Source organism: Amycolatopsis sp. NBC_00348, assembly GCF_036114655.1.
Taxonomy (GTDB): domain Bacteria; phylum Actinomycetota; class Actinomycetes; order Mycobacteriales; family Pseudonocardiaceae; genus Amycolatopsis.
On record NZ_CP107994.1, the window covers coordinates 4,050,981 to 4,077,663 of the forward strand.

Annotated in this window: 21 protein-coding genes; 13 read left to right on the forward strand and 8 right to left on the reverse strand. The window is 72.3% G+C overall.

The features are described 5' to 3' along the window. Positions 1 to 11 precede the first annotated feature (11 nt). On the forward strand, positions 12 to 1,250 hold the full coding sequence (locus OHS58_RS17460; RefSeq protein ID WP_328649018.1) for an MFS transporter: 1,239 nt from the start codon (positions 12 to 14) through the stop codon (positions 1,248 to 1,250). Here the strand turns inward: OHS58_RS17460 and OHS58_RS17465 are convergent. Continuing rightward, positions 1,225 to 2,697, reverse strand: coding sequence for a helix-turn-helix domain-containing protein (locus OHS58_RS17465; protein ID WP_328649019.1), 1,473 nt, complete (start codon positions 2,695 to 2,697; stop codon positions 1,225 to 1,227). The two genes, OHS58_RS17460 and OHS58_RS17465, sit on opposite strands and share 26 nt — an antisense overlap. Before the next feature lie 153 nt (positions 2,698 to 2,850). On the opposite strand from OHS58_RS17465, the gene OHS58_RS17470 reads away from it, so the two are divergent. From OHS58_RS17470 to OHS58_RS17480, 3 genes are all read left to right on the forward strand, one after another. Beyond that, positions 2,851 to 3,864, forward strand: coding sequence for an amidohydrolase family protein (locus tag OHS58_RS17470; protein ID WP_328649020.1), 1,014 nt, complete (start codon positions 2,851 to 2,853; stop codon positions 3,862 to 3,864). Between the two features lies 1 nt (position 3,865). After that, positions 3,866 to 4,537: an iron-sulfur cluster assembly protein gene (locus OHS58_RS17475; RefSeq protein WP_328649021.1), complete on the forward strand. Its 672-nt coding sequence runs from the start codon at positions 3,866 to 3,868 to the stop codon at positions 4,535 to 4,537. A 96-nt stretch (positions 4,538 to 4,633) separates the two neighbouring features. Beyond that, positions 4,634 to 5,839, forward strand: coding sequence for an IS30 family transposase (locus OHS58_RS17480; RefSeq protein WP_328643947.1), 1,206 nt, complete (start codon positions 4,634 to 4,636; stop codon positions 5,837 to 5,839). Between the two features lie 55 nt (positions 5,840 to 5,894). On the opposite strand, the gene OHS58_RS17485 is transcribed toward OHS58_RS17480, so the two are convergent. The 3 genes from OHS58_RS17485 to OHS58_RS17495 form a co-directional block, all read right to left on the reverse strand. Then, positions 5,895 to 6,689 carry a hypothetical protein gene (locus OHS58_RS17485; RefSeq protein WP_442792290.1) on the reverse strand — a complete coding sequence of 265 codons (795 nt, stop codon included), beginning with the start codon at positions 6,687 to 6,689 and terminating at the stop codon, positions 5,895 to 5,897. A gap of 129 nt (positions 6,690 to 6,818) precedes the next feature. Beyond that, on the reverse strand, positions 6,819 to 8,318 hold the full coding sequence (locus tag OHS58_RS17490; RefSeq protein ID WP_328649022.1) for a CehA/McbA family metallohydrolase: 1,500 nt from the start codon (positions 8,316 to 8,318) through the stop codon (positions 6,819 to 6,821). Between the two features lie 75 nt (positions 8,319 to 8,393). After that, positions 8,394 to 8,714, reverse strand: a complete 321-nt coding sequence (locus tag OHS58_RS17495; protein ID WP_328649023.1) for a hypothetical protein — start codon at positions 8,712 to 8,714, stop codon at positions 8,394 to 8,396. 487 nt (positions 8,715 to 9,201) lie between these two features. Here OHS58_RS17495 and OHS58_RS17500 point away from each other — a divergent pair, with 487 nt between their 5' ends. The 6 genes from OHS58_RS17500 (at position 9,202) to OHS58_RS17525 (ending at position 19,096) form a co-directional block, all read left to right on the forward strand. Next, the gene (locus OHS58_RS17500) at positions 9,202 to 9,441 is read left to right on the forward strand and encodes a hypothetical protein (RefSeq protein ID WP_247050966.1); all 240 of its coding nucleotides are present in this window, start codon (positions 9,202 to 9,204) and stop codon (positions 9,439 to 9,441) included. A 266-nt stretch (positions 9,442 to 9,707) separates the two neighbouring features. Further along, entirely contained in the window at positions 9,708 to 15,191 is a 5,484-nt protein-coding gene (locus OHS58_RS17505) for an ATP-binding protein (RefSeq protein WP_326954003.1), read from the forward strand. A gap of 135 nt (positions 15,192 to 15,326) precedes the next feature. Continuing rightward, on the forward strand, positions 15,327 to 15,653 hold the full coding sequence (locus OHS58_RS17510; RefSeq protein WP_326948799.1) for a hypothetical protein: 327 nt from the start codon (positions 15,327 to 15,329) through the stop codon (positions 15,651 to 15,653). A gap of 92 nt (positions 15,654 to 15,745) precedes the next feature. Continuing rightward, positions 15,746 to 16,927, forward strand: coding sequence for a hypothetical protein (locus tag OHS58_RS17515; protein ID WP_328649024.1), 1,182 nt, complete (start codon positions 15,746 to 15,748; stop codon positions 16,925 to 16,927). A 22-nt stretch (positions 16,928 to 16,949) separates the two neighbouring features. After that, complete coding sequence (locus tag OHS58_RS17520; protein WP_328649025.1) at positions 16,950 to 17,633, forward strand: ESX secretion-associated protein EspG; 684 nt, start codon at positions 16,950 to 16,952, stop codon at positions 17,631 to 17,633. A gap of 143 nt (positions 17,634 to 17,776) precedes the next feature. After that, the gene (locus tag OHS58_RS17525) at positions 17,777 to 19,096 is read left to right on the forward strand and encodes a M14 family zinc carboxypeptidase (protein WP_328649026.1); all 1,320 of its coding nucleotides are present in this window, start codon (positions 17,777 to 17,779) and stop codon (positions 19,094 to 19,096) included. Between the two features lies 1 nt (position 19,097). Here the strand turns inward: OHS58_RS17525 and OHS58_RS17530 are convergent, their stop codons facing one another. From OHS58_RS17530 to OHS58_RS17540, 3 genes are all read right to left on the reverse strand, one after another. Next, entirely contained in the window at positions 19,098 to 20,135 is a 1,038-nt protein-coding gene (locus OHS58_RS17530; protein ID WP_328649027.1) for a class I SAM-dependent methyltransferase, read from the reverse strand. Positions 20,136 to 20,250: 115 nt separating this feature from the next. Then, positions 20,251 to 21,186 (reverse strand): PadR family transcriptional regulator, encoded by a 936-nt coding sequence (locus tag OHS58_RS17535; protein ID WP_328649028.1) that lies wholly within the window; start codon positions 21,184 to 21,186, stop codon positions 20,251 to 20,253. Between the two features lie 81 nt (positions 21,187 to 21,267). Next, positions 21,268 to 22,146: an SDR family oxidoreductase gene (locus OHS58_RS17540; RefSeq protein WP_328649029.1), complete on the reverse strand. Its 879-nt coding sequence runs from the start codon at positions 22,144 to 22,146 to the stop codon at positions 21,268 to 21,270. Positions 22,147 to 22,276: 130 nt separating this feature from the next. Here OHS58_RS17540 and OHS58_RS17545 point away from each other — a divergent pair, with 130 nt between their 5' ends. Then, positions 22,277 to 23,152 (forward strand): LysR family transcriptional regulator, encoded by an 876-nt coding sequence (locus tag OHS58_RS17545; RefSeq protein WP_328649030.1) that lies wholly within the window; start codon positions 22,277 to 22,279, stop codon positions 23,150 to 23,152. On the opposite strand, the gene OHS58_RS17550 is transcribed toward OHS58_RS17545, so the two are convergent. After that, positions 23,136 to 24,035 (reverse strand): LysR family transcriptional regulator, encoded by a 900-nt coding sequence (locus tag OHS58_RS17550; protein ID WP_328649031.1) that lies wholly within the window; start codon positions 24,033 to 24,035, stop codon positions 23,136 to 23,138. The two genes, OHS58_RS17545 and OHS58_RS17550, sit on opposite strands and share 17 nt — an antisense overlap. A gap of 70 nt (positions 24,036 to 24,105) precedes the next feature. Between OHS58_RS17550 and OHS58_RS17555 the strand changes: the two genes are divergently transcribed. Continuing rightward, positions 24,106 to 25,080 carry a YeiH family protein gene (locus tag OHS58_RS17555; protein ID WP_326948790.1) on the forward strand — a complete coding sequence of 325 codons (975 nt, stop codon included), beginning with the start codon at positions 24,106 to 24,108 and terminating at the stop codon, positions 25,078 to 25,080. A gap of 120 nt (positions 25,081 to 25,200) precedes the next feature. Continuing rightward, positions 25,201 to 26,682, forward strand: coding sequence for a sialidase family protein (locus OHS58_RS17560; RefSeq protein WP_328649032.1), 1,482 nt, complete (start codon positions 25,201 to 25,203; stop codon positions 26,680 to 26,682). The last annotated feature ends 1 nt before the right edge of the window (position 26,683 follow it).

Genomic DNA, 26,683 nt, shown 5'->3' on the forward strand with positions numbered 1-26,683 from the left:
ACGTAACTCTCATGACGGTGACTCTGGAACGCCCCGCGAAGGCCCCGAAGGCCGCGCCCGGACGGCTGCTCGCGGCCGCCCAGCTGGCCGGCTCGCTCGGCGACGGCGCGTTCCTGACCTGCTCGGTCCTGTTCTTCATCCGGATCGTCGGCCTGAGCCCGGCCCAGGTCGGCCTCGGCCTGACGCTCGGCTGGGCCGTCGGCTCGGTCGCGGGCGTCCCGCTCGGCCACCTCGCCGACCGCCACGGCGCCCGCGGCTCCGCGGTGCTGCTGGCCCTGGCGACGACCGTGTCGATCCTCGCCTTCACGGTCGTCCGCTCGCCGCTGCTGTTCGTCCTGGCCGCCTGCCTCTACGGCAGCTGCCAGACCGGCCTCGCCGCCGCCCGCCAGGCGCTGCTGGCCGCGCTCGCCGATCCCGAGCACCGCACGCGCATCCGGGCGCAGCTGCAGTCCGCGGGCAACGCCGGTCTCGCCGTCGGCGCCGGGCTGGGCGGGCTCGCACTGTCGGCCGACACGGCGTCGGCGTACCTCACGGTCTTCGCGCTCGACGCCGTGAGTTTCCTGGTCACCGCGGCACTGCTCTTCGCTCTCCCGACCGTGGCGCCGTCAGCGCTCCCCGGAACCGGCGAGCCGAAGCTGGCCGTGCTGCGCGACAGGCCCTACGCCGTGGTGACGCTGCTGAACGCGATCCTGTTGCTGCGCATGCCGTTGCTGAGCGTCGCGATCCCGCTGTGGATCGTGGAACGCACCGCCGCGCCGGGCTGGACGGTGTCCGCGCTGTTCGTGCTCAACACGGTCGTCGTGGTGGTGCTGCAGGTCCGCGTGGCCGGCCGGCTGGCGAGCATCGGCTCGGCGGCGCGGATGGTCCGCCGGTCCGGGGTGCTGCTGTTCGCCTCCTGCGTCGCCTTCGCGTTCTCGGCGCTGGGCACCTCGCCGTGGGTCGCGTTCGCGGTGCTGGTCGTCGGCGCGCTGGTGCAGGTGCTCGGCGAGATGCTGCAGTCGGCGGGCTCCTGGGAGATCGGCTTCGCGCTCGCGCCGGCCGACAAACAGGGCCAGTACCAGGGGTTCTTCGGCACCGGGGTGTCGGTGGCGCGCGCGATCGGGCCGGTGCTGCTGAGCACGGTCGTCATCGGCTGGGGCCTGCCCGGCTGGCTGCTGATGGGCGCGATCTTCCTGGCCGCGGGCTTCGCGATGGGCCCGGCGGTGCGGTGGGCCCACGACAACGCTACGACTTCAGCTGCCGCGCGTTGAGCCCGTACTGCGCCATCTTGCGGTAGACCGTCGCGCGGCCAACGCCGAGTTTCGCGGCCGCGTGCACCACCGTCGCCCCCGGCTCCGACAGGCACCGCACGATCTCGTCGCGTTCCAGGGCCTGCAACCGGCTCAGCCGGTGCCCCGTCCCGCTGAAGACCTCCGCGGGCAGGTGCGGGGTGTCGACGACGTCCGAGCGCGCGGCGGCTTCGCGCATGACGCGCCGAAGCTGCTTAGCGTTCTCCGGCCAGTCGTAGGCCATCAGCGCACGCGACGCCGCCGACGTGAAGGTGACGTCGCGGCCGCGGTCCCGCCGGGCGAAGTGGTGCGCCAGCGGGAGGACGTCGTCGGGCCGGAACCGCAGCGCCGGCACCTCGACGACCCGGTCGACCAGCGGGCTCAGCGCCGCGGGCAGCGCGTCGGCGTCCTCCGCGGTCAGCACGAACGGGACCAGGCCGCCCGCGTGCCGCGCCTCGGTGAACAGCCGCGCCAGCTCCCCCGCCGCCCAGGCGGGCAGCGCGTCCACGCCCGACACGATGACGCACGTGTCGTCCTTCGTCAGTTCGGGCGTCCAGAGCGTGAGCCACGTGTCGACGTCGTCGGGCGCGGGCGGGCGCGCGTTGAGCACGCGGTCGCGGGGCCGCACCTCCCGGTGCGCGAGCGACGCCAGCGCCGTCTTGCCCGCGCCCGGCTCGCCGACGACGGCGACGACCCGGCCGCCGGCCAGCGCCACCCGCGTCTCGGCGACCGCCGTGGTCCAGGCGGGTGAGAGCCGCGGCAGGTCACCGGGGTCGACGCGGTCGGCGTACACGCGGAACACCTCGCCGCGCGGGGTCGGGCGGGCGATCCGGCCGGACGCGCGGGCCAGCATCAGCGCCGCGGTGTTCCCGGCCGCGGCCTGGGCCAGCGCCAGCAGCAGCTCGGACGACTGCTCCGACCACGTCGTCAGGTTGACGCTGCCGGCGAGCGTGCCGGTGATCGGGTCCAGCACCGGGACCGCCGCGCACGTGTAGCCACGCAGGTCGGTGCAGTAGTGCTCGCCCCCGCGCACCAGTGACGGCGCGCGGTCGGCGAGCGCCAGGCCGAGCCCGTTGGTACCCGCGTTGCGCTCGGCGTAGTAGAAGCCGGGCGCCAGGTGCACCTTGTCGAGCGAGCGGCTGATCGAGACGTCCGTGCACAGCCGGCTCAGCACCAGGCCTTCGCTGTCGGTGATCATCAGGCTGATCGGCTCGTTGGCCAGGGTCGCCTGCAGGCCGCGCAGCACCTCGGTGCCGCATTCGTAGAGCAGCGAACCGGTGTCGACCGCGCCCGAGAACACCGGCAGGACCTCGTCCTCGGGCACGCCGTAACGCACGCTGCGCTGCCAAGATGCCCGCAGCCGCGGCGCGATGGCGGCGGCCCCGCGCACGTCGAACGACCGCGTGACGTGCACCTGCGGGTTCTCCACCTCGACCTCCGCTGCGTCGGACTCCCCCAGGCTAGGGCCGCCGGCCGCGCCCGCCTGTCTCATATCGAGACACCGGGTGGGTCCCTGACCAGGGTCGACGTGCCTACCGTCGCCAGCACGGGCCAACGGCGGTCACGAACGCGGAGGACGCACATGTACAGCAAGGACGGCGAAAACTACTTCATCGTGGACGCCCACGTGGCGCTCTGGGACGCGCGCCCGGAGAACCAGCGCAACATCCACGGCAAGCAGTTCATCGACTGCTTCTACGACTACCACCGCAATCTCAGCCCGGAGTCCGAGGTGTGGCCGTACGAGGACTACCTCTACCAGGGCGGCGACCGGCTGGTGAAGGACCTGTTCGAAGACGGCTACGTCGACCACGCGATCTTCCAGCCCGCTCACCTGGGCGCGTTCTACCACAACGGTTTCGGCCAGACCGAAGAAGCTTTCGCGCTCACGCAGAAGCACCCGGGCAAGCTGACCTACAACCACAACTTCGACCCGCGGCTCGAACAAGCGGGCCTCGACCAGTTCTGGCGTGACGCCGAACGCTTCGGCCTCAAGGGCGTCAAGCTCTACACCGCCGAGTGGCAGGGTGACTCGCGCGGTTACAAGCTGAACGACCCGTGGACATACAAGTACCTGGAAGCCTGCCAGGAACTGGGCGTCAAGAACATCCACGTCCACAAAGGACCGACGATCCGGCCGCTGGACCGCGACGCCTTCGACGTCGCCGACGTCGACCACGCGGCCACCGACTTCACCGACCTGAACTTCGTCGTGGAGCACTGCGGGCTGCCGCGGCTGGAGGACTTCTGCTGGATCGCCACGCAGGAGCCGAACGTGCACGCGGGGCTCGCCGTCGCGATGCCGTTCATCCACACCCGGCCCAAGTACTTCGCGCAGATCATCGGCGAGCTGCTGTACTGGCTGGACGAGGACCGCATCCAGTTCTCCAGCGACTACGCGATCTGGACGCCTCGCTGGTTGGTCGAGCGGTTCGTCGACTTCCAGATCCCGGAGGACCTGCCCGAGTACGCGCCGCTGACCGTCGACCAGAAGAAGAAGATCCTCGGGCTCAACGCGGCGAAGATGTACGACATCCCGGTGCCGTCGGAGCTGCGGCTCGCGCCCATCGAGACGCAGGCCGTGTCGGTGGCCTGAGGTGGACGCCTACACCGCGCTGGACGCGGTTCTCGACCCGGAGCTCGACGAGCCCATCACCGACCTCGGTTTCGTGCACTCGGTCGACGTCGACGGCGGGCGCGTCACTGTCCACTTGCGACTCCCGACGTCGTTCTGCGCGCCGAACTTCGCCTACCTCATGGCGTCGGACGCGAAGGACGTGCTGACCGCGTTGCCGTGGACGACCGAAGTCGTGGTCATGCTCGACGACCACCACGACTCGGACCTGATCAACCGCGGCCTCGCGGCGGACGCCGGCTACCGCGGCACGTTCGGCCACGAGGCCGAGGAGGATCTCGAAGAGCTCCGGCAGACGTTCCGCCGCAAGGCCCACCAGGCCGCGATGGAACGCGCTTTGACGGTGTTGCTGCGCGCCGACGAGCACGTCGACCTGCACGCGGTGACACTGGCGGACCTGCCGCCGGTGCCCGCCTCCCACGCCCTGCTGCGACGTCGCGAGGCCCTCGGGCTGTCGCGCGAGCCGTCGTCGCCGGTGCTGGTCGACGAGCACGGGACGCCGTTCCCGCGTGCGGAGATCCCGCTGCGGCTGCGGTTCGCGCGGTCGGTCCGGATCTCCATCGAGGGCAACGCCCACTTCTGCCGCGGCCTGCTCCGCACCCGGTACCCGGAGTCCACAGTGGAGGCTTCCTGAACGTCGCCGTCCGGAAGCGGCACGGCACGAAAGCCGTGAAGGCCTCTCGGAGTCATGGAGTCGTTGCAACACCGCCCAGCGAAGGGTGGAACTGCGATGACACGGGTACGAACCCATCGGTGGCTACCACGCTCGGCGCAGCTGCTGTTCTGGCAGCAGATCCGGGCAGGCCTGACCGCGAAACCGGCCGCGCAAGCGGCCGGTTTCGCCCCCGCCACAGGCGGGCGGCTGTTCCGCCAAGCTGGCGGGGTGATCAGCAACGCACCCCACCAGCCCGGGCCGGTCCGGCTGACTATCGCCGAGCGGGAAGAGATCGCCTGTCTGAAAGCCGCAGGTCACGGCCCACGCGCCATCGGCAGAACGATCGACCGGCCGGCCTCGACAGTGTCACGGGAGCTGGCCCGCAACACCGGCCTGACCGGCCACTACCGGGCCAGCAGCGCCCAGCACCGGGCCGAACACCGCGCGAAACGACCCAAGACCGCGAAGCTGCGTGCCGATCCGGCGTTGCGGGCGGCGGTGCAGGACGGGCTGACCCGGAAGTGGTCGCCGCGGCAGATCTCCGAGAGACTGGTGCTGGACTTTCCCGACCGGCCGGAGATGCGGGTGTCGCACGAGACGATCTATCAGTCGCTGTATGTGCAGGGCCGGGGCGCGCTGCGCCGGGAACTGACCGCAGCACTGCGGACCGGGCGGGCGTTGCGGATGCCGCGGCGGCAGGCCCAGGCCCGGCGGGAGCGCCCGTCGGGCGGGATCCAGGACATGGTCAACATTTCCGAGCGGCCTGCCGAGGCCGCCGACCGGGCGGTGCCGGGGCATTGGGAAGGCGACCTGATCCTGGGCCAGGACAATCGGTCCGCGATCGGGACGCTGGTGGAACGGTCGACCCGGTTCGTGATGCTGCTGCACCTGCCCCACGGGCGAGACGCAGCCACGGTCGCGGCGTCGATGACCGAGATGATCCAGACGTTGCCGCCGCTGCTGCTGGGCTCGCTGACCTGGGATCAGGGCAAAGAAATGGCCCATCACCGGAAGATCACCCTCGACACCGGGTTGCAGATCTACTTCTGCGATCCGCATTCGCCCTGGCAGCGCGGCAGCAACGAGAACACCAACGGACTGCTCCGGCAGTACTTCCCCAAAAGCACCGACCTGTCCCAGCACAGCACGGCGGAGCTGGTGCGGGTGGCGGAGGAGCTGAACGGGCGACCTCGGGAGACCCTCGGCTGGCGGACACCAACCGAGGCCCTCACGAAGCTACTGTCAGATCAACAAACACCAGGTGTTGCAACCACCGCATGAATCCGCCCCTCCTTACCGGCCATAAGAGCCGGGAAGGAGGCCTTCACGGCTTTCGTCACTGGCTCGGCGGCGCCGCCGGGGCCTGGTGCAGTGCGAGATCCGGACCCGCGGCGGTGTCCTGGGCCCAGGCACCGGACTCCGCCGTCCACGTCTGGCCGGCGAAGCTCACCCTGTCGACGCCCAGCGCCTCGGCGCGGCCGACCAGCCAGGTCGCGTACGTCCAGCCCTGCGCCGCCGGGTGCGCTCCGCTCAGCTTCGCGGTGCCCAGCTCCGCCGTCGCCGCTGCCGCCACGTCCGCGGGCGGCGCCAGGGTCAGGTTGCGGCAGGTCAGGGCGGCCGGCCACTGGCCGTTGAACGCCGCCGCCATGCCCCGGGCCTGCGTCTCCCACTGCGCGTACGCGTCCGGGGCGCCGGAGCGCTGGATGGCCTGGGCCGCCTCGGTGATCGGCATCGTCTCCCAGCCCGGCAGCTTCTCGAGCTTCTCGTAGAACGCCGTCGACGCGTAGACCGGGTCGCGCAGCTGCGCGACCGTGCCCCAGCCCTGGCTGGGCCGCTGCTGGAACAGCCCGACCGAGTCGCGGTCACCGCCCTCGAGGTTCTGCAGCTTCGACTCCTGCAGCGCCGTGGCCAGCGCGACCGTCGCCGCGTGGGCGGGCAGGCCCAGCTTCGTGCCGACGGCCGAGATCGTCGCGGCGCTGTTCATCTGCTCCGGGGTGAACGTGAAGGCCCCGCCGCCGTCCCCCGGTGGCGTCACCGTGCACCCGGGCGACCGGACCGGGCTGCGCACGAGCACCGCCACCACGACGATCCCCGCCGTCAGCACGACGACCGCCCCCAGGAAGATGGCCACCTTCAGGCCACATCCACGCACACTGCCTCCCCATCACCCGTTCGCACCAGTCTGCCCTCTCGGAGGACGCGGGGCGCGGGCCGGGGTTCAGTGGCCGGCTTTCAGTGTTCGGGCTTCAGTGTTCGGGCTTCAGTGTTCGCCGCCGAGGAAGATCGGGTTCGACATCGCGACCATGGCGTTGGGCGACGTCGTGTTCGGCCCGCCCGAGGGCCGCCGCACCTCGACGCGCACCCAGCGGCTGTAGCGGGGGTAGGTGGTCCAGGTGACGGTCGCCACCCCGGCGTCGCCGACGGTCTCGACGTGCTCCGGGCCCAGCTGGTCGAGGAACGTCACCGTGGTGCCCGGCACCCCGCCGACGGCCGCGCGCACGGTCACCGGCGTGCCGATCCCGGCCGGGAGCCGCTCGCCGATACCCGCCGATCGACCACCACCGGCGGCCGTGAAGTCCAGCCGGACCGCCGACGACTCGGCCAGCCACGACCGGCCGGCCTTCAGCCCGGCCAGCAGTTCCCTGCGCCGCAGCCGATCGGCGAGCACGACGGTGTGCGGCAGCGCGACGGTGTTGTCCGGGTTGTGCGCGTCCGAGTCGCCGATCGCCGGGATGAACCGGCCGCCGCGCAGCAGGCCGTCCCAGTGGATGACGCTTGCCTCGTCGTCCTGGGTCCACGGGCCGTTCCACACCTCGACGAGGTCGGCGATCTCGTAGGCGAACTCGTACGTGCAGCCGAAGCAGTTGGCGAACGGGTGCGCGGCGGTGACCAGGCCGCCCGCGCGGTGCACCTGGTCGGTGAACCGGCGGAAGTCCTGCGGATCGGCCGCGCGGTAGCGCCAGTCGATCCAGGTGCCGGCGGGCAGGCCGATCGCCGGCCAGTGCCCGGACCGCGTCGTCACCTCTTCGCCGTTGAGGATCAGCAGGTCGTCGACGGCGTGCTCGCCCCACTGCAGCTGCGCGCTGGACGTGTTGTGGTCGGTGGAGACGATGAAGTCGAGGCCCGCGGCGCGCGCGTCGGCGACCAGCTGCTCCGGCGTGCGGCGGCCGTCGGAGTGGACGGTGTGGAGGTGGCTGTCACCGCGGTACCAGGCGCGGCCCTTCTCGCGGGCGGGCGCGGTCTCGGGCGCCGGGTTCGGCTTGAACGGCGTGCCGTCCGGTCCGAAAGTGAGCGTGATGTCGACCTGGTAGTTCAGGCCCTGCGGCGCAACGGTGTACGGGCCGAGGATCACGTGCCAGCGGCCGGGCTTGACCGGCCCGGCGAGGTAGCCGGGCGTCGCCTCGGAGGCGCTGATCGAGAACCGGTCGCGGAAGCCGCCGGACCAGCCGCGGAAGCCGCGGGCGTTGCCCAGCTCGTGGCCTTCGGGCCCGAACACGCCGATGTCACAGGCGTTCCCGCGGGTGCCGGCGGGCACCGGGGGCTTGTCGTAGGAGTACACGACGTCGATCTGCTTGACGCCGCGCGGGACGTCGACGGGCAGGTAGTACCAGTCCGGGATGTCGGGGGTGAAGGTGCCGGTGACGGTCCGGGTCTGGGTGCCGGTACCGCCCGGCTGCTCCGCGAACGCGACGCCGGGGAGCAGCCCCGCGGCCGCGGCCAGTCCGCTCGCGCGCAGGAGCGTGCGCCTGCTGAAATCCATGCCGACCTCCGCATCGGTGACGGCCCGACGCTAGGCCGCCAACGCGAACGCGGACAAGAACCGGCGGTGAACTCTTCACCGGCCGGCGCGCTTGGTGAAGACTTTCGCCACCGCGACGACGGCGACGGCCGCGACGAGCCCGAGCCGCGTCAAGTCGACGGCCGGCACCCACTTCGCGGAGCCGTCCCGCAGGACGAACGCCCCGGCGGGCCGCGCGAGCACCCCGAACCCGGCGCCTTCGCGCAGGGGCAGCGTCTCCGCGGCGCCGCCACCTCCACCCCCGAACACGGTGGCCGCGGGGATCACGACGACGCCGTCCTGTTCGACGGGCTCGCCGTAGACCAGCTTCGCGGAGAAGAGGTCCCGCGCCGCCGAGGCCAGCTGTGCGAACTCCATCCGGCCAGCCTGCCCGCGGTTCCCGGGTCGCCGCGTCTCATGCGCGGCGGAATCCTGACGCCTCCAGCGAGGCAGGACGGCCACCGCTCGTGGCGGCAGCCGTTCGGGCGAAAGAGCGAGATGTATGAGCAGTCAGCCACCGCCGCGCGGCATGAAGGCTGGATTCCGAGAGCGCCGGGAGGCCCTCCCGCAACCCGCTCGGCCACCGCGTCAAGACCACGAGGAGACACCGATGGGCCTGTCCGGCGGCAAGCCTGGGGCGGCGGCCGGCCCAACCCGCTCTCCAACGCCACCTCGGCCGTCGCCGTGCACCTGATGGACCGCCACAGCATCCCGTTGCCCTGAGCCCGCGAGCGCGGATCGGCGGTGGGCCTGTCCGGCGGCAAACCCGGAATTCCGGCCGTCCGGGGTGTGAACCGGGTGTATCCGGGGCATTAAACCCCGACACCTGTGCTCGGGGAGAACGCCCGCACCGAGGGAGGACGCCATGACCTTCGACTTCGTCAGCCGCTGGCTGGGCCGGCAGCACGACCGGCCCGGGGTCTCCGTGGACCTGTCGTGCGGGGGCCGCGTCACCCTGCGGGAGGTCGACGGGAAGCCCGTTCTCGCGATCACCACCGCGCCCGGGCCGGACGGGCGGTGCAGCGTGGCCGCCGTGCCGTTGTCGGCGGCCGAACGGCGGGAACTGGGGCAGGTACTGGAGTCGGACGTGCTGCTGGCCTCCTGAACATAGGGGTCGCAACAAGATGTTTTCCTAGTCACCCTCGGCGTAGGGTTCCCGTGTGCTTTGTGGCAGACCTCGCGAGAATCCGGCACCGCGCAGTGTGGCGCGGGTCGCCTTTTGTAGGGTTCCCACAAAGCATCGCCTCCGGCATGCGCCATGCCGGACATTGGCCCACCCGTCGGTGATCGACCAGGGTGTAAGCAAGTGCAGGCGACGCTCCGGGACCCGGACGTCGCCTTCTGTGCGTGGGTACTTGGGAGGCTCAGCCGGTGTTCAGTCGTGTCGCCATCGTCAACCGCGGAGAGGCCGCGATGCGGCTGATCCACGCCGTCCGGGATCTCTCCGCGGAAACCGGGGAGCGGATCGAGACGGTCGCCCTCTACACCGACGCGGACCGCACCGCGACCTTCGTCCGCGAAGCCGACATCGCCTACAACCTGGGCCCGGCTTCGGCCCGGCCGTACCTCGACCTCGAGGTGCTGGAGAAGGCGCTCGTCGACACGAAGGCCGACGCCGCGTGGGTCGGCTGGGGCTTCGTCGCTGAGGACCCCGCGTTCGCGGAGCTGTGCGAGAAGGTCGGCGTCACGTTCGTCGGCCCGAGCGCGGACGCGATGCGCAAGCTCGGCGACAAGATCGGCGCGAAGCTGATCGCCGAAGAGGTCGGGGTCCCGGTCGCGCCGTGGAGCCGCGGCGCGGTCGCCACCCTCGAAGACGCCCTGCGTGCCGGCGACGAGATCGGCTACCCGCTGATGCTCAAGGCCACCGCGGGCGGCGGCGGGCGCGGCATCCGCATGGTCGCCTCCGGCGAGGACCTCGCCGACGCCTACGAGCGCACCAGCCAGGAAGCGCTGCGCGCGTTCGGCTCCGGTGTCGTGTTCCTGGAGCGCCTGGTCACCGGCGCCCGCCACGTCGAGGTCCAGGTGATCTCCGACGGCGGGACGGCGTGGGCGCTCGGCGTGCGCGACTGCTCGGTGCAGCGCCGCAACCAGAAGATCATCGAAGAGTCCGCCTCCCCCGTGCTGAGCCCCGAGCAGACCGCCGAGCTGAAGGCCTCGGCCGAGCGGCTCGCCGTCGCCGTCGGCTACCGCGGCGCCTGCACCGTCGAGTTCCTCTACCACCCGGGCGACCGGCTGTTCGCCTTCCTCGAGGTCAACACCCGGCTGCAGGTCGAGCACCCGATCACCGAGATCACCACCGGCACCGACCTGGTCAAGCTGCAGCTGCACGTCGCCGACGGCGGCAAGCTCGAAGGCGACCAGCCGGCCGAGAGCGGCCACGCCGTCGAGGCGCGGCTCAACGCCGAGGACCCCGACCGCGACTTCGCCCCCTCCCCCGGCCGCATCGCCCGGCTGGCGCTGCCCGCCGGCCCCGGCATCCGCGTCGACACCGGCGTCAGCGAAGGCGACACCATCCCGGCGGACTTCGACTCCATGATCGCCAAGATCATCGCCTACGGCCGCAACCGCGACGAGGCCCTCGGCCGGCTGCGCCGCGCGATGGCCGAGACCACCGTGATCATCGAGGGCGGCGCGACCAACAAGAGCTTCGTGCTCGACCTGCTCGACCAGCCCGAGGTGATCGACGCCAGCGCCGACACCGGCTGGATCGACCGCGTCCGCGCCGAAGGCCGCCTGGTCACCCACCGGCACTCCGCGATCGCACTGGCCACGGCCGCCATCGAGGCCTACGAGGACGAGGAAGAGCTCACCGTCCAGCAGCTGCTGAACACCGCGCACGGCGGCCGCCCGCAGGTGCAGCACGAGTCCGGCCGCCCGCTGGACCTCAAGCTGCGCGGCGTCGGCTACCGCGTCGGCGTCGCCCGCATCGGGCAGCAGCGCTTCCGCGTCGGGATCTCGGCCGGCGGCTCGGACGTGCACCACGCCGACGTCGAGGTCAAGCGGTTCGACGCGCACAGCGGCCAGATCGTCGTCAACGGGCAGCGCTTCCGGATCACCGCCGCCACGCACGGCCCGACCCACCTCGTCGAGGTCGACGGCGTCACCCACCGGATCAGCCGCGACGAGGGCGGCGTCGTCCGCTCCCCCGCGCCCGCGCTGGTCGTCGCGACCCCGCTGTCGGTCGGCGACGAGGTCGAGGCGAACGCGCCGATCCTGGTGCTGGAGAGCATGAAGATGGAGACGGTGCTGCGCGCGCCGTTCCGCGCCCGCGTCCGCGAGTGCCCGGTGTCCGTCGGCAGCCAGGTCGAGACCGGCGCGCCCCTGATGCGGCTGGAGCCGCTGGCCGAAGGCGCCGAGGAAGAAGACACCACCGAGGCCGAGACGGTCGAGATCGAGCTGCCCGCCGAGCCGTCGGGCGTCTCCGCCGAGGCCCGCGTCGAGCGTGGCCTGCAGGACCTGCGCAGCCTGCTGCTGGGCTTCGACGTCGACCCGGCCGAGCGCAAGCGCGTCCTCGCGGGGTACCTGGCCGCCCGCGCCGAGCTGAGCGGCCGCCCGGTCGAGGGCGAGCTGGAACTGCTCACCGTGTTCGCCGACCTGTCCGAGCTGAGCCGCAACAAGCCGGGCGGCGAGCTGGACACCGAGCCGGACAGCCCGGTGCACAGCCCGCGCGAGTTCTTCCACAGCTACCTGCAGAGCCTCGACATCGAGCGGGCGGCCGTGTCGCCCGGCTTCCAGGCCAAGCTGACGAAGGTGCTCGGCCACTACGGCGTCACCGACCTCGACCGCACGCCGGAGCTGGAAGGCGCGGTCTTCCGGATCTTCCTGGCGCAGCAACGGATGCCGGGCGATTCAGGAGTCGTCACCGAGCTGCTGCGGCAGTGGCTGGCCGGCGCACCGCCACTGGAAGCCGACAGCGAGCGCGCCGGGCTCACCCTGGAGCACCTCATCGAGGCGACGCAGGTGCGTTTCCCCGTGGTGTCCGACCTGGCCCGTGGCGTGGTGTTCCGCTGGTTCGCCCAGCCGCTGCTGCGTCGCGGCCGCGCCCGCACCTACGCCTCGGTGCGCGACCAGCTGCGCCACCTCGACCACCACCCGGACGCCCCGGACCGCGCCGAGCGGATCCAGACGATGGTGGCCTGCGCCGAACCCCTGGTGCGGCTCATCGGCCAGCGGATCGGCCGCCCCGGCCGCGACCACGCGCCGCTGCTGGAGGTCCTGACCCGCCGCTACTACGGCAACCGCGGCCTGTCGGGCGTCACCGCGCACGACGTCGCGGGCTGCCGGTTCGTCACGGCCGAGCACACCGGGCGCAACGGCGTCACGCGCGTGGTCACCACCGCCGTCGACATCGCCGCCCTGCCCGACGCGATCGGCGCGATCGGCACCTTCGCCGTCGACGTCCCGGACCACGGCCTGGTCGCCGACCTGTACGTCACGTGGGAGGACCAGCCCGACGCCGACGCGATGGCCGTGCGGCTCGGCGAGGTGCTCGCCGGGCTGTCGCTGCCCGCCGGGGTCCGCCGGATCACCACCACGGTGGCCGGCACCAGCGGCGCGGTGATGCACCACCACTTCACGTTCCGCCCCGACGGCGCGGGTTTCGCCGAGGACCGGCTGATCCGCGGCCTGCACCCGATGATCGCGCAGCGCCTGCAGCTGCAGCGGCTGCGCGAGTTCGACCTCACCCGGCTGCCGTCGTCGGACGAGGAGATCTACCTCTTCAAGGCCGTCGCCCAGAGCAACCCGGCCGACGAGCGGCTCATCGCGATGGGCCAGGTCCGCGACCTGACGCCGCTGCGCGAAGCCGACGGCCGGCTGGTGTCGCTGCCCGCGGTCGAGGACGCGATCACCGCGTGCCTCGACGCGATCCGCAACATCCAGGCGCAGCGGCCGCAGAACAAGCGGTTCGACACCAACCGGATCATGATGTACGTCTGGCCGTCGACCGAGATCACCGCCGAAGAGCTGAACACGCTGGTCCAGCGCATCCTGCCGACCACGGCGGGCGCCGGGCTGGAGGAGGTCCAGTTCCTGGCCCGCCAGCGCAACGGCGCGGGTGAGCTGACCGAGATCGCCGTCCGGATCACCCTCGACCCGGGCAACGGCGCGCGCCTGCACGTCGGCGCGCCGACCGACGAGCCGGTGCAGCCGCTCGACGACTACCGCCAGAAGGTGCTGCGCGCGGCCCGCCGCGGCAACGTCTACCCGTACGAGCTGACCGGCCTGCTCGCCGGGCCGGGCGGCAGCTTCACCGAGCACGACTTCGACGGCTCCGGCGCGCTGGTCCCGGTGGATCGCCCGAAGGGCAAGAACTCCGCGGCGATCATCGCGGGCGTCGTCACGACGCCGACCCAGCGCCACCCCGAAGGCGTCACCCGCGTCGTGCTGCTCGGCGACCCGACGAAGGCGCTCGGCGCGCTGTCGGAGCCGGAGTGCTCGCGGGTCATCGCGGCGCTGGACCTGGCCGAGCGGATGCAGGTGCCGCTGGAGTGGTTCGCGGTGTCCGCGGGCGCCCGGATCTCGATGACCTCGGGCACCGAGAACATGGACTGGGTCGCCGCGGCGCTCAAGCGGATCGTGACGTTCACCCAGGACGGCGGCGAGATCAACGTCGTGGTCGTCGGCATCAACGTCGGCGCGCAGCCGTACTGGAACGCCGAAGCGACGATGCTCATGCACACCAAGGGCGTCCTCATCATGACGCCGGACTCGGCGATGGTGCTGACCGGCAAGCAGGCGCTGGACTTCTCCGGCGGTGTGTCGGCCGAGGACAACTTCGGCATCGGCGGTTACGACCGCGTGATGGGCCCGAACGGCCAGGCGCAGTACTGGGCGCCGAACCTGCCGGCCGCCCGCGACGTGCTGATGTCGCACTACGACCACACCTACGTCGTGCCGGGCGAAACCGGGCCGCGGCGGGCGAGCACGAACGACCCGGTCACCCGCGACGTCTCGCCGTTCCCGCACGCGGTCGTGGGCAGCGACTTCACGACCGTCGGCGAGATCTTCTCGGCCCAGCACAACCCGGACCGCAAGAAGGCGTTCGACATCCGCACGGTGATGCGCGCGCTGTCGGACCAGGACCACCCGGTGCTGGAGCGCTGGGCGGGCATGGCCGACGCGGACACCTCGGCGGTGCAGGACGTGCACATCGGCGGCTGGCCGGTCTGCCTGGTCGGCATCGAGTCGCGTTCGGTGCCCCGCCGCGGCTTCCCGCCCACCGACGGCCCGGACGCCTACACCGCGGGCACGCTGTTCCCGCGGTCGTCGAAGAAGACCGCGCGGGCGATCAACGCGGCGTCGGGCAACCGACCGCTGGTGGTGCTGGCGAACCTCTCCGGGTTCGACGGCTCGCCGGAGTCGCTGCGCAAGCTGCAGCTGGAGTACGGCGCGGAGATCGGCCGGGCGATCGTCAACTTCGCCGGCCCGATCGTGTTCTGCGTGATCTCCCGCTACCACGGCGGCGCGTTCGTGGTGTTCTCCAAGGCGCTCAACCCGAACATGACGGTGCTGGCGCTGGAGGGCTCGTTCGCCTCGGTGCTGGGCGGCGCCCCGGCGGCGGCGGTGGTGTTCTCCGGCGACGTGAACAACCGCACGGCGACCGACCCGCGGGTGACCGAGCTGCAGACCCGCGTCTCGGAGACGAGCGGCGCCGAGCGCGCGGCGTTGAACGCCCAGCTGGCCGAGGTCCAGTCCTCGGTCCGCGCGGAGAAGGTCGGCGAGGTGGCCGCGGAGTTCGACCGCGTGCACAACATCCAGCGAGCGGTCGAGGTCGGCTCGGTGGACGCGATCATCAGCGCGGCCGAGCTGCGGCCGCGCATCATCGAGTCGATCGAGCACGGCCTGAAGAAGTAACCGATTTCGCGAACCGGGGCCGATCACCGAGGTGGTCGGCCCCGGTTCCGTTTCCGGCGTAACGGCGCGGGCGAACCGCACGACTGTCCCCTTGCGACGCACACTGTGCCGTACCGGAGGGAGGACCGAACCGCCGTGACACCCGCCGACGCCCGATTCCCGGACATCGCGCTGGATCCCGCACGGCTGCGGGAGATCTCCGGCCGGCTCGCGGACGCGGCCGAGCTCTTGCGCCGCGCGGGATCCGCGCACGCCGTCCCGGTGGCCTCTCCCGCGGACGATCCCGCCAGTCTCGGGTACACCGCACGGCTCACGCCGCTGTTCGCCGCGGGACAGGAGCACCTCGAGCGGGAAACCGCGTACCTGAACGAGCTGGCCGCGAAGGCCGGCGAAGCGCTGCGGCGGCTGAGCGGGCAGGACGCCGACGCGGCCCGGGCGTTCCCGCCGGTCCGGCCCAGCTGACCCGCGCAGGCCCGGATTCGGAGGCATTCTTGTTGTTCCCCTGGTCGAACCATCATGTGCAGGCCATCGCCCACCGGAGCGCCCCCGCGTCCGTGCGGACGACGGAGGAGGCCGTCGCGTGGTCCGCCGACCTCGTGCGCCAGGGCACCGAGGCCCGGGTGGTCTCCGTCCAGGACCTGACGGGCATGGTGACGCGGGGCGGCGGAAGTGAGTGGGCCCGAGCCGCGAAAGCGACACAGGAGGCTGCGATCGCACACCGCGAAGCCGCCGACATCCTCTACTCCGTGCTCGCGCAGCTCGACTCGGCCTGGCAGGGCAGCGGGGCCGACGCGGCCGCCGGCAGCGCCCGGAAGTTCGGGCGGACCGTCGAGACGACCGAGTCGACGTTCGCCCGCAACTGCCTCAACATCACCGAAGCCGACCTGGCGTTCCAGAACCTGAGGACCCAGCTGGCTCGCTTGGGGCCGCGGCCGGAGAAGAACCTGTTCGACAGCCTGTCATTCTGGGACACCGACACCGAGAAGGCGATCACGGCCTACAACGAGAAGGCGGCGCAGTACCTGGAGCGTTACCACGCCTACGCCACCCACCTGGACGACCAGGCTCGCGCTCTCCGGCACGACTGGGGCACGGAGGAACCCGGCGGCGCCACGACGTCCTCGGCTCAAGAGGTCCGAAGTCCGCTGGGCACCAGCGGGGCTTCGGCATCGGCCGCCGCCGGGACGCCGATCGGCCATCCGCCCGGCGCGCCGGAACAGGCCGCGCAGCCGGGCGCGGCCGGCCCGCAGCTCGGCGCCGCGCCGGTGCCCAGCGGAGCAGACTCCCGGATCGCGGCCGGTCCCCCGTCGCTCGCCGGTGCGTCCTCCTCCGGGACGACCTCGACCACCGGTTACGTGGCGACCGGCACCCCGGCGTCCCCGATGGCCCCGCAGTGGCCCGGTGGCGGCCTGGCGGCTTCGGCGGCTTCGGCTCCTTCGCCGTCCGGCCCGACCGTCCCGGGGGTCGGTGGGAACTTCCGCGGAAACCTGCCCGGCGGACCGGCGGGAGCGCCCCGCGGCGGCTCGAGCGGGGTGCGCGAAGGGACCCGTGGCGGCGGGCGCCCATCCTCCCCCGGCTCGACCGCGCCGGGCACGCGGTCCCGGCGCGAGGACGACCGGGTGCACGAACGCAAGTACGTCCTCGACGACGGCTCCCTGTTCACCGACGACGAGCGGTACGCCCGCGTCGACCCCGAAACCGGCCTGACCACCGTCGATCCCACCATCGGCGCCTGAGCACTCGACCGGAGAACCGCCCATGCCCGTCCTCGACGAGCCCGTCGTCCTGCCCCGGCTCGCGTTCCTCACCGCCTGGCGGATGCTGGACCTCGGCGACGCCCCCGCCGTCCTGGGCACCGATCGGCACCACTGGATCCGCGAAGACGCGGTGCGGGAGCTCGAAGACCGCACGATGGCCGCGCTCACCCGGCTCGGGCTCGCTCGCAACCACCGCCTCAACGACCTCTGGCGCGGGTCGTTGCGCATCCTCGCGCACGCCGACCACGAGTTCTATTCGTGGAGCGAGCACCGGGACGGCGGATGCGGTGCGGTCCTGATCGCCGCGCGCGGCGAGGAGGCGGTGCGGCTCGTCGCCGACGACGCGGCGGTGCTCGTCGAGCCCGTGCGACCCACCTGGCTCGCGACGAGCCTGCTCGACACCCTGCCCGACGCCGACGGCGCGAGCGTGCCGGACCAGCAGCTGCCGGACCACGCCCTGCCGGCCTGGCTGGAGCAGGCCCCTCGAGACGCCGTCCACCAGCTCTACACCGCGCGGCGCACTCGAGACGGCCGGATCCGCTCCCGCCCGCTCACCGCACTCGACCTCACCGACGGCGGCCGCGTGCTGACCTACCCCGCCGGAGACCGGACTGTCGTGATGACTTCGGGAACGCCCCAGGCGATCGTCACCCTGCTGAACGAGACCCACACCGGGCTGGGCTGACCGGGCGCGCCGTCGTTGGGCGGTTTCGCGACTTTCGGGGGTATGGCGGGTTTGTCCCGCACCGACACACTGTGCGTGCCGGTTCGGTGACCGTGGGCTGCCGAGCCTGGCGCCCATCCGTGCGGCCGTGAGGAGATCCCCCGATGGCGTCAAGGTCCCTGTCCCGGCTCGCCCTGGTGGCGGCCGGCACGCTGCTCGCTTCCCTGCTCGGGAGCAGCGCCACCGCGCAGCCCGCCGACACGCCCGTCTTCTGGCGCGTCCCGGCGACCGCCGCGCAGGCCGCCGCTCTGACGAACGCCGGTTTCGACGTCGAAGAAGGTGACGCCGGCTCGGTGTACGTCGTCGGCGGCAAGGCCGTCGCCGCGCGGCTGCAGGGCCTCGGGTACCGGCCGAGCTTCTACGACACCGTCTACAAGGAACTGCCCGCGCAGGCGAATTCCCTGGCCGCGGACACCTTCTACGGCGGATATCGCACGGTCACCGCGCACGAGGCCCACCTCACGAGCGTCGCGGCCGCGCACCCCGACCTGGCCACGAAACTCGCGATCGGCCAGTCGTGGAAGAAGCAGCAGGGCCAGGGCGGGCACGACATCCAGGCGATCTGCCTGACCAAGAAGCAGACCGGCGACTGCACGCTGTCGACGACGTCGAAGAAGCCGAAGTTCTTCCTGATGGCCCAGATCCACGCGCGTGAGCTGTCGACCGGTGAGCTGGCCTGGCGCTGGATCGACTACCTCGCCGACGGCTACGCCACCGACGCCACCGCGAAGTCCATTTTGGACACCACCGAGGTGTGGGTGGTGCCGATCTCGAACCCGGACGGCGTCGACATCGTCGCCTCCGGCGGCAACTCGCCGAAGCTGCAGCGCAAGAACGCGAACAACACCCGCGGCGGCTGCTCCGGCACGAACATCGGCATCGACCTCAACCGCAACTCGACGTTCAAGTGGGGCGGCGACTCGAATTCCCCGTGCGCCGAGACCTACCAGGGCGCGAGCGCCGGCTCCGAGCCCGAGGTGAAGGCGCTCGAAACCCTGGCCCGCTCGATCTTCCCGGACCAGCGCGGCACCGGCAACAACGACCCGGCGCCGACGTCGGCCAAGGGCACGATGATCACGTTGCACAGCTACGGCAACGACATCATCATCCCGTGGGGCTTCACGCAGGCCACCTCGCCGAACGACGCGCAGTACCGCAAGCTGGGCGCGAAGTACGCCGCGTCGAACGGCTACCTCGTCGGCACCAACGAGGAGACCGTCGGCTACGACACCAGCGGCACCACCGACGACTTCACCTACGGCGAGCTCGGCGTCGCCAGCGTGACGTTCGAGGTCGGCGGCTCCAGCGGCACCTGCGGCGGGTTCCTGCCGCGCTACACCTGCGTCGACAGCACGTTCTGGCCGAAGAACAAGGGCGCGCTGATCACCGCCGCGAAGGCCGCGGCGGCGCCGTACCAGCAGTGACTCAAGCGCGACAGACGTAGATGCAGTTCTGCGGACGCGGGGACCCGAGCACGTCGACGTGCCGGAACCCCGCGTCCGCGAGCATGTCCCGGGCCGTTTCGGTGCCCCACATGGCACCCAGCGCGGCCCCGCCCTCCGCGAGCGACGTCGTGGTGCAGTACATCAGGCTGATCGAGTAGCACAGCGCGGCGAGCGGGTTGCCGACGTTCTTCGCCACATCGCTGGAGAAGAACGTGTCCACCATGAAGAACAGCCCGTCGGGCGCGAGCGCGCCCCGGACCCGCCGCAGCACGACGTCCGGCCGGTCCTGGTCGTGGATCGCGTCGAAGGCGGTGATCAGGTCGTACGGCGGATCGGCCGTCAGCTCGGCGGCGTCCCCGACGGCGAACTCGGCGTTGGCCAGGCCGGCGCTGGTCTCGTTCGCCTGCGCGACGACGCCGGGGTTGATGTCGAGCCCGGTGAACCGCGACGCGGGGAACGCCCGGGCGGCGACGGCGATCGCGTTCCCGGTGCCACAGCCAAGATCGAGCACCCGTGCGCCGTTGCGCAGCTTCTCGGTCAGACCCGGGACGGCGCCGAAGAAGCCGGCGACCAGGTGCTCTCGGTAGATGTGCTTCCAGCTGTCGCCGGTCTTCGCCCCGAGCGTCTCGAGGTAGGGCCCGTACGCCGAGCGCGGCACGCCCCCGCCCTCGGCGAAGCTGCGCTCGAGGTCGGGCAGGATGCCGGTGAACGCGGTGAGCGTCAGCAGCGACGGCATGAGGTTGGACGCCGTGTCGCCGAGCAGGAACTTCGCGTGCTCGGGCGGGAAGGCGTACTCCCCCGCGTCGAAGGTGAAGATCCCGCCGGTGACCATCGCGCCCAGCCACTCGCGGACGTACCGCTCCTGCAATCCGGCCCGTTCGGCGAGCCCCGCGCTGGTCGCGGGCCCACGAGCGGCGGCTTCGAAGAGCCCGGTCCGGTGTCCGAGCCCGATGAGCATGGTGAGCGCGCCGCCGGTCATCGTTGCGGTCAGGTGCGCCGCGAAGTCCTGTTCCTCCATACGGTCCGACCTTACCCGCCCGGCCCATTGTCCGATGTGGACGGTCGCCGTGAGGGGCACCTTCAGGGCTTGTACGTCCCTGAAGGTGCCCCTCACGGCTTTCGGACTCGACCGCTCAGTCTTCCTCGTCCTCCAGGCCGGCGTCGGCGAGGACCGCGTAGACCCGGCGGCGCGCGTCGGCGAGGATCTTCTTCACCTCTGCCACCTGGGCTTCGTTGCCGCTGTAGCCGACCTGGGCGGCCGCACCGGAGAGTTCTCCCAGCGCGTTCCACAGGGCGGCGAAGCGGTCGGCACCCGGCTCGTCCTCGGGGGCGCCGTCGGCCCACAGCGCGGCGAACTCCTCTTCACGACCGGCGACGTGCTCCCGGCCCGCGTCGGTCAGCTCGGCGACGCGACGGCCGCCCGAGTCGGACGTGCGGACCAGGCCCTCGTCCTCCAGCTGCTGCAGGATCGGGTACACCGAGCCGGGGCTGGGCCGCCACCGGTCGTGCGTGCGACGGCGGATCTCCTGCATCAGCTGGTAGCCGTGCCGCGGCTCCTCGGCCAGCAGCGCGAGCACGGCCGGACGCACCGGCCGGGCCGCCGGCCGCCCACCGCCGCGGAAGTCCCGCACCCGCTGGAAGGCGCCACCACCCCAGCCCCCCGGACCGCCGAACGACCCCGGACCGCCCGGGAACCCCGGAAAACCGGGGAAGCCACCGGGACCGCCGGGCACTCCCGGCGGCTGCGGCGGGTGGGGTGGGTGCGGCGGAAACCCTCCCGGCGGCCCGCCGCGCGCCAGGTCGGGGCCGCCGTCCCAGTCCTCGTGCCCCGGCATGCCGGGGCCGTCCCACTCGTCGTGATCCGGGTGCCCCGGCACCCCGCGACCATGATCCGGCAGCCCCGGTAGCCCCGGTAGCCCGTCGCCGAGGTCGGGGTGCCCACGGTGCCCGTGCCCCGGCATCCCGTGGCCGTGGTCCGGGTGGCCGCGGTGCCCGGCCGGCCCGTGACCGCCGAAGGGGTCGCCTCCGAAGCCGCCGAACATCCGTCCCGCTCCCGCGTTCATCACCATGGTTGCCTCCTCAGGCTCATCGTATCGCCGACATTCACACGATATATCGCCGTTGGATCGGCGGCAACCCGCCAGGTCAGCTCACTCGAAGTAGTGCCCGGCTTCCAGGTCCGCGACCAGGCCCTGATGCTCCGGAACCCAGCCGAGCCGCTTCTGCGTCAGCACGCTCGACGCCGGCGAGTCCTCCCCGGCGAACTTCGCGAGCCAGCCGAAGTGCGACGCGGCCGCCGACGCCACCGGCAGGTCCAGCCCACGCCCGATCCGCTCGGCGACGACCCGCAGCTGCACTCCCTCGTCGCCGACGGCGTGCAGCCGGACGCCCGACTGCCCCGTCTCGACGGCCAGCCGGTACGCCCGCGCCGCGTCGAGCCGGTGCACCGCGGCCCACCGGCCGGAACCGTCGCCCGGGTACGCCGAGACGCCCTTCTCGCGCGCCAGCCGGATCAGCGCCGGCACGAACCCGTGACGGTCCCCTTCGGCGTGCACCGACTGCGGCAGCCGCAGCACCGACGCGCGCACCCCGCGCTCGGCGAACCCGAGTGCCGCGGCCTCGGACCCGGCCCGCGGGAACGCCGGGTCGGCGACGTCGTCCTCCGTGGCGAGCCGGCCGGGCGCCACCGGGCCGGTCGCCGCGGTGACGACCAGCGGTTTCCCGGTCCCTTCGAGGGCCGCGCCGAGGGCGGCGATGGCGGCCGCGTCCGTCGCGGCGGCGGCCGTGAGGTCGGCGAAGTTGTCGTGGACGTAGGCGGTGTGGATGACGGCGTCCGACGCGGCGGCCGCCTCGCGGAGACCGTCGAGGTCCTCCAGGACGCCGTGGCGGACCGAAGCGCCGGCGGCCGCGAGGGCCGCGGCCTTCTCCGCCGAGCGGGCGAGACCCACGACCTCGTGCCCCGCGTCGAGCAGGTCGCGGACGACCGCGCTCCCGACGAACCCCGTCGCACCGGTGACGAACACACGCATTTCAAGCTCCTCGTGCTGGACCGACTGTGCTTCCATGGTTCGGCCGGGCGAGCGGGAACGTCCAACGCCTGTCCTTCATCGAGCCATACGCCTCAGGCATCACCACAGCTCAGCGGCCTACACTGGGGGCATGACCGACCTCGACCTGCGGCTGGTGCGGTACTTCACCGCCGTCGCCGAACACCGGCACTTCGGCCGGGCGGCGGCCGCGCTGCACACGACGCAGCCGTCACTGAGCCGGCAGATCCGCCGCCTCGAAGGGCAGCTCGGCGCGCGCCTGCTGGACCGCACGCCGCAGGGCAGCCGGCTCACCGAGGCCGGCGAGGTCTTCCTGCCCCGCGCCGAGGCGCTGCTGCGGTCGGCCGCGCAGGCGGCGGCGAGCACCCGCGCCGCGGCCACACCCGGCCGGCTCACCATCGGCTACCTGACCAACCTGTTCGTCACCCCGGCCGTGCGGGACCTGCGCCGCCACCACCCGGACGCCGAGTTCGTGACGCGCCACCTCGGCTGGAACGAGACGGCCGCCGCGCTGCTGGAGCACCGCATCGACGTCGCGGTCACCCGGCTGCCGCTGCCGGCCGAAGGACTCGACGTGACGCCGCTCTACGACGAGGAGCGCGTGCTGGTGGTCGCCGCCGACCACCGCCTCGCCGGCCGCGCGTCGGTCACCCTCGACGACATCGCCGACGAGCCGCTCCCCCGGCTGGCCGACCCGGCCTGGAACGCGTTCTGGCGCGTCGACCCGCGCCCCGACGGCCGCCCCGCGCCGGACGGCCCGCTCCTCGAGAGCTACGAGGAGAAGTACGAGCTGATCGCCGCCGGCCAGCTGGTGGCGATCGCCCCGGCGGTCGTCCGCCGCAGCCGGCTCCGGCCGGACGTCACCACCGTGCCGATGGAGGGAGTCGAGCCATGCCACGTCGTGCTGGCGACCCGCACCGGCGACCGCACCCGGTTGCTCGCCGACACCTGCGAAACCCTCGAAACACACCTCACGCCCGGGACTTGACCGCCAGCGCCAGCAGATCCGCGGCCGGCCCGGCCAGCCGCCGCCCCGCCGGCCACACCGCCCGCAACACCCGCCCGAGGTCGACACCGTCCACCACCACCGGCACCAAGCGGCGCCCGGCCACCTCGCGCACGACGTCGAGATCACTGATCACCGCGGGACCCGCGCCGGAGATCACGGCGTTGCGCACCGCCGACGCCGATCCCAGCTCCAGCAACGGTTTCACCGGCCCGGCGCCCGCGCGGCGCAGTGCCGCCTCGACGGTCTCGCGGGTGCCCGACCCGGGTTCGCGCACCACCAGCGGCGTCGCGGCGAGCTCCGCGGCGGTGAGCGGACGACGACGTCGCGCCCAGCGGTGCCCGGGCGGGACGACGACCACGAGCCGGTCCGTCGCGACCCGGCGCGTGCTCAGGCCCGGCCACGGTCCCGGCGACTCGACGAACCCGAGGTCCACCCGCCCGTGCGTGACCAGGTCCGCGACGTGCTCGGAGTTGACCACCTCGAGCCCGACGTCGGTGTCCGGCTCGGTCCGTTTGACCTCGCCGATCCACGCGGGCACGAAGTGCTCGGCCAGCGTCATGCTCGCCGCGACGCGCAGTTTCGCGCCGCGCTGGGTGCGCAGCGCCGCCGCGCCGGTCCGCAGGCCGTCCACTTCGGCCAGCACGCGGTGGGCCCAGCCCGCGATGACCCGGCCGTCCGGGGTCAGCGCCGAACCACGCCGCGTCCGGTCCACGAGGGACAGTCCCAGCTGACGCTCCAAAGTGGACAACCGTTTGCTGGCCGAGGGTTGCGCGATGCCCAGCGCCGTGGCCGCCTGGCCGATGCTGCCGAGGTCGTCGACGAGCACCAGCAGGCGCAGCGAGTCCAGATCCGGTCCGGTCATAGCCCCAGTCTATGACCTACGTCGTCACGGACGGCTACCGCGACGACCACGACCGGGCGACGCTGGGTACATGGCACTCACGACGGCGAAACCGCTCCTGCCCGGCCTCGTGATCACCGGGCTGGGCGTCGCGGCGGCGTACGCGCTGAGCTCGGCGTGGCCGGTGGCCGGCGCGCTCACCGTGGCCGTCGTGCTGGGCATCGCCGTCGGGAGCACGCCACTGCTGGCCGACGAGCACCGCCAAGCCGTCGCGCGCGTCACGAAGCGCCTGCTGCGCGCCGGTGTCGTCCTGCTCGGGCTGCAGCTCGCGCTGCCGACGGTGCTCAGCCTCGGCCCCGGCACCCTCGCCGCCGTGGTGGTGACGGTCGCGGTCACCTTCCTCGGCACCCTCGGCCTCGGCAAGCTGGTGCGGGTGCCGCGCGGGCTCGCCCTGCTGGTCGCGACGGGGTTCTCGATCTGCGGCGCGTCGGCGATCGCCGCCATGGAGGGCGTCGTCGACCGCGAGGACTCCGACGTCGCGACGGCGGTCGCGCTCGTCACCTGCTACGGCAGCCTCGCCCTCGGCGTGCTCCCGCTGCTCGCCCACTGGCTCGGCCTGGACGCGGTCCGCACCGGCAGCTGGGCCGGGATCTCGGTGCACGAGGTCGCCCAGGTCGTCGCCGCGGCCGGGCCGGCGGGCGCCGGCGCCGTGACGATCGCGATCGTGGTGAAGCTGAGCCGGGTCGTGCTGCTCGCCCCGATGGTCGCGATCGTCGGCGCCACCGAACGTACCCGCCGCGGCGGCCACGCGCCGCTCGTGCCGCTGTTCGTCCTCGGTTTCCTCGCGATGGTCGCCGTCCGCAGCACCGGCCTGGTCCCGGCGTTCGCGCTCGACGTCGCGAAGACCGCGTCGACACTCCTGCTCGCGGGCGCGCTGTTCGGCCTCGGCTGCGCCGTCCGGCTCGGCCCGCTCCTGCGCGGCGGCGGCCGGGCGCTGCTGCTGGGTCTCCTGTCGACGCTGCTCGTGTTCGCGACCGGGTTCGGGACGCTGGCCGCGTTCACCTGACGTTCCCCCTCCCGTCACGTATAGGTCGTTATACGCCGGGTTGTACGGGTCTTGTACGGGCCGGGTCGAGGCTACCGCCGAGACGTAGGACGTAGAACGAATCCGTAGGGAGTCCCCACCGTGAAGTTCACCCGTATCGCCCGAGGCCTGCTGGCCGGGCTGCTGGGGTGCGCCGCCGTTGTCGCCGTCCCGGCCGCCATCGGCACCGCGCAAGCCGACGTGGCGAGCACCCTGGTCTTCGCCAAGAACACCGAAGGCCATGACTGCTACCGCATTCCCACCATCGTGAAGGCCAACGACGGCGCGCTGCTCGCGTTCGCCGAGGGCCGCAACGACGGCGCCAGCGTCTGCAACGACCTCGGCGCGATCGACCTCGTCATGAAGCGCTCGGCCGACGGCGGCAAGACGTGGAGCGCGCTGCAGGTCGTCATCAAGGCCAACGGCGACACGAAGGGCAACCCGGCGCCGATCGTCATCCCGGGCAGCAACCGCGTCGTGCTGCTCTCGACGATGCAGTGCTACACCAACCCCGCCTGCGGCCGGATCCCGCGCGTCTCGATCAGTGAGGACAACGGGAAGACGTGGGGCGCGCCGCGGGTGCTGACCACCGAACTGGGCTTCGCGAGCGCGCCGAGCTGGCTGGCCACCGGGCCGTCGCACGGGATCGTGCTCACCCGCGGCACGCACAAGGGCCGGCTCGTCGCCGGCCTGGGCTACTCGAACATCGGCGCCCTGATGTACAGCGACGACCAGGGCAGCACCTGGCACCTCGGGGCCACCGACAAGCCGACGTCGAGCGCGCTGAACCCGCAGGAGATCAGCGTCACCGAGCTGGCCGACGGCCGGATCTACGCCGCCGCCCGCAACCAGGCGAACGACGACGACAAGTGCCTGGCCGACGGCACGCACAACCGCGCCTACGCGATCAGCTCCGACGGCGGCGCGACCTTCAGCACGAAGTTCACCTTCGCCACCGACCTCGTCACCCCGGTCGTCGAGGGTTCGACGGCCCGGATGAGCGCCACCGACACCGGCGGCAAGTACGACCGGATCCTGTTCGCCGCACCGTCCACGTGCGACCGCCGCAAGCAGCTGCGGGTGCACTCGTCGTTCGACGAGGGCGGCAACTGGACGGGCACGGACGCAAGCCTGCTCGTCTGGGGCCAGGACGCGGCGTACTCGGACATGGTGCAGCTGTCCCAGACATCGGCCGGCGTGCTGTTCGAGGCGGGCCCGGAACTGCACGCCAACGACACGATCCGCTACGCAACGGTCACCGAAGCCGCCCTGGGCGCCCCGGCCTGCGGCGGCGGTTACGGCGTCATCGACTCGCAGCCGCTCGGCACAGCGGGCACGGCGTACCTGTCGTACAACGCGGCCAACGGCCAGAACTGCGTCAGCACGATGAAGAGCGCATCGGCCGGGACGCCCACGGCGACGTCGGCGTTCCTGGAGGTCCAGGGATCGGCGCGACAGACGGATTCGGGAGCGTTCGCCTACTTCGCGGGCCCGGTAAAGGCCGCGGCGGCGAACAAGTGCGTCAAGTGGGGCGGCACAGCGGGCGGAGTGTTGTACACGAGCGATTTCGAACACTGCGGCTGAG

Coding starts and splice junctions, on each gene's coding strand:
- OHS58_RS17460 (WP_328649018.1), top strand. CDS start 12: ATGACGGTGACTCTGGAACGCCCCGCGAAGGCCCCGAAGGCCGCGCCC.
- OHS58_RS17470 (WP_328649020.1), top strand. CDS start 2,851: ATGTACAGCAAGGACGGCGAAAACTACTTCATCGTGGACGCCCACGTG.
- OHS58_RS17480 (WP_328643947.1), top strand. CDS start 4,634: ATGACACGGGTACGAACCCATCGGTGGCTACCACGCTCGGCGCAGCTG.
- OHS58_RS17490 (WP_328649022.1), bottom strand. CDS start 8,318: ATGGATTTCAGCAGGCGCACGCTCCTGCGCGCGAGCGGACTGGCCGCG.
- OHS58_RS17495 (WP_328649023.1), bottom strand. CDS start 8,714: ATGGAGTTCGCACAGCTGGCCTCGGCGGCGCGGGACCTCTTCTCCGCG.
- OHS58_RS17500 (WP_247050966.1), top strand. CDS start 9,202: ATGACCTTCGACTTCGTCAGCCGCTGGCTGGGCCGGCAGCACGACCGG.
- OHS58_RS17520 (WP_328649025.1), top strand. CDS start 16,950: ATGCCCGTCCTCGACGAGCCCGTCGTCCTGCCCCGGCTCGCGTTCCTC.
- OHS58_RS17525 (WP_328649026.1), top strand. CDS start 17,777: ATGGCGTCAAGGTCCCTGTCCCGGCTCGCCCTGGTGGCGGCCGGCACG.
- OHS58_RS17530 (WP_328649027.1), bottom strand. CDS start 20,135: ATGGAGGAACAGGACTTCGCGGCGCACCTGACCGCAACGATGACCGGC.
- OHS58_RS17535 (WP_328649028.1), bottom strand. CDS start 21,186: ATGGTGATGAACGCGGGAGCGGGACGGATGTTCGGCGGCTTCGGAGGC.
- OHS58_RS17540 (WP_328649029.1), bottom strand. CDS start 22,146: ATGCGTGTGTTCGTCACCGGTGCGACGGGGTTCGTCGGGAGCGCGGTC.
- OHS58_RS17545 (WP_328649030.1), top strand. CDS start 22,277: ATGACCGACCTCGACCTGCGGCTGGTGCGGTACTTCACCGCCGTCGCC.
- OHS58_RS17550 (WP_328649031.1), bottom strand. CDS start 24,035: ATGACCGGACCGGATCTGGACTCGCTGCGCCTGCTGGTGCTCGTCGAC.
- OHS58_RS17555 (WP_326948790.1), top strand. CDS start 24,106: ATGGCACTCACGACGGCGAAACCGCTCCTGCCCGGCCTCGTGATCACC.